General features: G+C 69.9%; 3 protein-coding genes. 1 reads left to right on the top strand and 2 read right to left on the bottom strand.

The features are described from left to right. Positions 1–36: 36 nt before the first annotated feature. Positions 37–2,772 carry a pyruvate dehydrogenase (acetyl-transferring), homodimeric type gene (gene aceE, locus ACFXMF_RS46645; protein WP_379992375.1) on the bottom strand — a complete coding sequence of 912 codons (2,736 nt, stop codon included), beginning with the start codon at positions 2,770–2,772 and terminating at the stop codon, positions 37–39. Positions 2,773–3,427: 655 nt separating this feature from the next. Here aceE and ACFXMF_RS46640 point away from each other — a divergent pair. Beyond that, positions 3,428–3,871, top strand: a complete 444-nt coding sequence (locus ACFXMF_RS46640) for a DUF3052 domain-containing protein (RefSeq protein ID WP_360310549.1) — start codon at positions 3,428–3,430, stop codon at positions 3,869–3,871. A 178-nt stretch (positions 3,872–4,049) separates the two neighbouring features. On the opposite strand, the gene ACFXMF_RS46635 is transcribed toward ACFXMF_RS46640, so the two are convergent. Beyond that, positions 4,050–4,994: a maleylpyruvate isomerase N-terminal domain-containing protein gene (locus tag ACFXMF_RS46635; RefSeq protein ID WP_360310547.1), complete on the bottom strand. Its 945-nt coding sequence runs from the start codon at positions 4,992–4,994 to the stop codon at positions 4,050–4,052. Positions 4,995–5,208: the final 214 nt, after the last annotated feature.

Raw genomic sequence — 5,208 nt, 5'->3', positions numbered from 1 at the left:
CGAACGGATCGGGGCCACGGCCGGGTCATTCGCCGGTCAGGCGTCGCCGCCGACCGTGCCCACTCCGGCCGCCTTGACGTCCAGGAGTTCGTACTTCTCGATCGCCTTCGTGACGATCCCGGGCTCGATCTCGCCGCGCCGGGCGAGCTCGGACAGCACGCCCACCACGACGGACTCGGTGTCCACGTGGAAGAAGCGCCGCGCCGCACCGCGGGTGTCCGCGAAGCCGAAGCCGTCGGTGCCCAGCGACGCGAAGTCGGCCGGGACCCAACGCGAGATCTGGTCCGGGACGGCCCGCATCCAGTCGCTGACCGCCACCACCGGGCCGGGCCGGCCGTCGAGTACTCGGGTCACGTACGGGATGTGCGGCTCGGCCTCGGGGTGGAGCAGGTTGTGCTCCTCCGCCGCGACCGCGTCGCGCCGCAGCTCGTTCCAGGACGTGGCCGACCACACGTCGGCGACCACGTTCCAGTCCTCGGCGAGCAACTTCTGCGCTTCCAACGCCCACGGCATACCGACACCGGAGGCGAGGATCTGGGCACGCAGCGCGCCCTCCTTGGCGGGACCGTCCTGGTAGAGGTACAGACCCTTGAGGATGCCGTCCACGTCGACGTTCGCGGGCTCCGCCGGCTGCGCGATGGGCTCGTTGTAGACCGTCATGTAGTAGAAGATGTCCTCGGCGTTCTCGCCGTACATCCGCCGCAGACCGTCCTTGACGATGTGCGCGATCTCGTACGAGAAGGCCGGGTCGTACGCCACACAGGCCGGGTTGGTCGAGGCCAGGAGCTGCGAGTGCCCGTCCGCGTGCTGGGTGCCCTCGCCGGTCAGCGTGGTGCGACCGGCCGTGGCGCCGAGCACGAAGCCGCGGCTGAGCTGGTCGGCCATCTGCCAGAACTGGTCGCCGGTGCGCTGGAACCCGAACATCGAGTAGAAGACGTACACGGGGATCATCTGCTCGCCGTGCGTCGAGTACGTCGAGCCCGCCGCGATCAGCGACGCCACACAACCGGCCTCGGAGATGCCGTCGTGCAACATCTGACCCTGCGCCGACTCCTTGTAGGACAGGAGCAGCTCACGGTCGACCGAGTCGTAGGTCTGCCCGTGCGGGTTGTAGACCTTCGCGGTCGGGAACATCGCGTCCATGCCGAACGTGCGGTACTCGTCCGGAGCGATCGGCACGAACCGCTTGCCGATCTCGGAGTCGCGCATCAGGTCCTTGAGCAGCCGCACGAACGCCTGCGTCGTGGCGACCGGCTGCTTCGAGCCCTTCTTCAGCACGCTGTAGACCGGGTCGCCGGGCAGCTTGAGCGCCTTGGACCGGTCCAACCGCTGCGGCAGCGAACCACCGAGCGCGGCGCGCCGCTCGCGCATGTACTCCATCTCCTCGGACTTCTCACCGGGGTGGAAGTACGGGGGGACGTCGCCTTCGAGCTGCTCGTCCGAGATCGGCAGGTAGAGCCGGTCGCGGAACGCCTTCAGGTCCGACTTGGTGAGCTTCTTCATCTGGTGCGTGGCGTTGCGCGACTCGAAGTTCGGGCCGAGCGTCCACCCCTTCACCGTCTGCGCCAGGATCACCGTCGGCTGGCCGACGTGCTCACGTGCCGACTTGAAGGCCGCGTAGACCTTGCGGTAGTCGTGCCCGCCGCGACCGAGCTTTTGGATGTCCTCGTCGGACAGATCCTGCACCATCCGGCGCAGCCGCGCGTCGTCGCCGAAGAAGTGCTCGCGCACGTACGCGCCGGACTCCACCGCGTAGGTCTGGAACTGGCCGTCGGGCGTCGTGTTCATCTTGTTCACGAGCGCGCCGTCGGTGTCCTGGGCCAGCAGCGGGTCCCAGTCGCGACCCCAGACGACCTTGATCACGTTCCAGCCGGCGCCGCGGAAGTACGACTCCAGCTCCTGAATGATCTTGCCGTTGCCGCGCACCGGACCGTCGAGCCGCTGCAGGTTGCAGTTGATCACGAAGGTGAGGTTGTCCAGCTCCTCACGGGCGGCCAGGCCGATGTTGCCGAGCGACTCGGGCTCGTCCATCTCGCCGTCGCCGAGGAAGGCCCACACGTGGCTGCGCGAGGTGTCCTTGATGTTGCGGTTGTGCAGGTACCGGTTGAACCGGGCCTGGTAGATCGCCCCGAGCGGGCCCAGGCCCATCGAGACGGTCGGGAACTCCCAGAAGTCCGGCATCATCCGCGGGTGCGGGTAGCTGGGCAGCCCGTTCGGGGCGGCCGACTTCTCCTGGCGGAACCCGTCGAGCTGTGCCTCGCTGAGGCGTCCCTCCAGGAAGGCACGTGCGTAGATGCCCGGGGACGCGTGTCCCTGGAAGTAGATCTGGTCGCCCGATTCCCCGTGGTCCTTGCCGCGGAAGAAGTGGTTGAAGCCGACCTCGTACAGGCTCGCCGACGACGCGTAGGTGGCGATGTGACCGCCGACCCCCAGCCCCGGGCGGTTCGCCCGCGACACCATGATCGCGGCGTTCCACCGCACGAACGCACGGATGCGCCGCTCGATGTTCTCGTCGCCGGGGAACCAGGGCTCGCTCTCCGGGGCAATCGTGTTGATGTAGTCCGTGCTGCGCAGAGCCGGCACGCCGACCTGTCGTTCACGGGCCCGTTCGAGCAGCTTGAGCATGATGTAGCGGGCTCGCTGGCGGCCCTGCTCGTTGATGACTGCGTCCAGCGACTCCAGCCATTCCCCGGTCTCGTTCGGATCGATGTCGGGGAGCTGGCTCGGGAGGCCGTCGCTGATGATCGAGAAGCGCTCTCGTCCGGAAGCCACGCTGTTCCTTCGCCTTATCGGTAGATGGGGACCCTCCCCGCGCGAGAGCGGGGTCGACCACCCTGAGCGGTGTCGCGCCGTCCCCATCGTGGTACCCGGACGTTGGATCCGTCATCTCTACCGACCGGTAATGGACCGGCGGGGTGCCCGCCTGCATCTCATGTACCGAGCCCGATCCGTGTTCGGCTACCGCGAAAGGAGCGGAGCTGCCCTGATCGTCCGGCTGTCACCGGACGCTCCTCGCGGCGGTTCGCGATTGCGGGGTGATGCAACCGTGAACCTCCAAGACCTTACGCCGACTGTCATACGGACAGCGCACTGGCGTAGTTCCCCTGGGAGGGTGTGAGGGCTTTCGCACCCCTTCGGCCGCGAGGTCGGAGCCGATGCGGGCACCAATCGCGGCGACCGGCTCCACGTGGGCGGGGTGGATCCGACCGCCGGACGGCCCCGGCGGACCCGGTGGGTTTTCTTCTGTCAGGCTGGACCCTCGAATACGTTGCGTGATCCACACCCGGTCGGGGTAGCTTCCGCACAGGGCGTGGTGTGGCGTTTGCGCAAGTACGTGACCTGGGTACTTGCGCGAACAGCCTGGCGCGTGTGGACTTACGCGCGTGAGCCCCGAAGCGTTGTGGGGCCGGACAAGGGAGGTTGATTCGTGAGCGCGACCGCGGACCACGCGGAAGAGCGGGCCAACTCGGCTGCTCGACTTGGGTTCCAGCCCGGACAGGTGGTCCAGGAGCTCGGTTACGACGACGACGTGGACGAGGAGTTGCGCGAGGAGATCGCGGAACTCACCGGCAACGAACTCGTCGATGAGGACTACGAGGAAGACGTTGCCGACGTCGTTCTGTTGTGGTTCCGCGACGATGACGGCGATCTCGTCGACACCCTCGTGGATGCCCTCGCCACGCTCACGGATGGCGGCCATATCTGGCTGCTGACCCCGAAGACCGGCCGGGACGGATATGTAGAACCCTCGGACATCGGTGAGGCCGCGCCGACGGCGGGCTTGGCCCGCACGACGAGCTTCGGCGCCGTCAAGGACTGGTCGGCGACCCGTCTGGTGTCGCCCAAGGCGGTGCGCAGCGGCAAGAAGTAAACCGATGCCACTGCGGTAAGCAGACGAGCTGTACGGCTGCGGTTGGTGAGCAGCGAGTGTGAGGCCCCGGGCGGTGACTTTGGTCACTGGTCGGGGTTTTGCTGTTTCGGTGCGGTGGTTGTCGGGGCGGTGCCGGCGGGGCGGGGGCGTTCCGGACGCTCCGGGTGTTCGGCGGCGTTCAGGGGCGGAAGCGGGGGAGGGTGGGCAGGAGGGCGGTCATTCGGCCGACGCTGCCCAGGGCGGTTGCGGTCAGGCGCAGCGCGGGGCCGCCCGGGAGGCCGGGGACGTGGTCCAGGAGCGGGGCCAGGGCGAGCAGGCCGGGCAGGTTGTGCGGCTTGAGGTCGCGTCGGGCGAGCAGGCCCGGGACGGCGCGGCGGCCTGCGGAGGCGTCCAGGAGCAGGGCGGCGGAGCGGGCCTCGACGGCGGGGAGGGTGGGGCGGCCGGGGGGCAGGGGGAAGACCTCCCAGCCGGTGCCGTCGGCGCCGGGGGCGGCGAAGCCCCAGCCGCCGCCGGGTACGGCCAGGCCGGTGCGGGCTCGGACGCCGTGGCGGGCGGCGAGGGCGCCGGTGATGTCGGCCAGGGCCAGGACGCCGGCGTCGAGGAGCGCGGGGGGCGGTTCGTCGGCGCCGCAGGGGGCCAGGTCGAGTGCGTGTACGGCCAGTTCGTAGGCGATCGCGCCGAGCTGGGTGAGGAGCGGGACGGGGCCTACCTGGGAACCGGTACGGGCCAGGGCCAGGGTCGGGTCCTGGGCGGTCGCGTCGAATGCCGCCGCGAGTCGGGTGCGGCCGTCGTCGAGGGCGGCGAGCAGTTCCTCGGTCGTGGCGTCGCGATGGGTGTCGACCAGGCGGGCGTTGACGTCGTCCTGGTGCATCGGGGCGGTGTCGGGGGAGCGTCGACCGCTTGCCTCTGCGAGCAGGCGGGCCAGCAGGGGGGCCTCCGGCCAGGAGGCGAGGTGGGTGATCACGGCGCGGGCGTTCCAGCCGGGGAGGCGGGAGGGGGCGTCCGGGTCGACCTGGGCGGCCAGGTCGCGGAAGGCGTCCCAGGCGGTGAGGGCGCGTGCGCGTTGCTTGGGGGTGGGCATGGAGGCGGTGCCCCATGGGCCGCACACGGACTCGATCGACATGCTCGCATACTGCCCGTTGGGTCGGGGGGCGAACGCTGGGGGCCCGGGGGCGGGGTTGCCCTCAGGCGCCGGGCGGGGTGCCTTGGCCTCATGCGCCGGCCGGGCTGGTTCGCCTCAAGCGCCGGCGGGGCTGGGTGGCCTCAAGCGCCGGCCGGGCTGGTTCGCCTCATGCGCCGGCCGGGCTGGTTCGCCTCAAACGCCGGCGGGGCTGAGT

Source organism: Embleya sp. NPDC059213 (genome assembly GCF_042754445.1).
In the GTDB taxonomy this organism is placed as follows: Bacteria; Actinomycetota; Actinomycetes; order Streptomycetales; family Streptomycetaceae; genus Embleya.
This window is presented reverse-complemented; position numbering and strand designations above follow the sequence as displayed.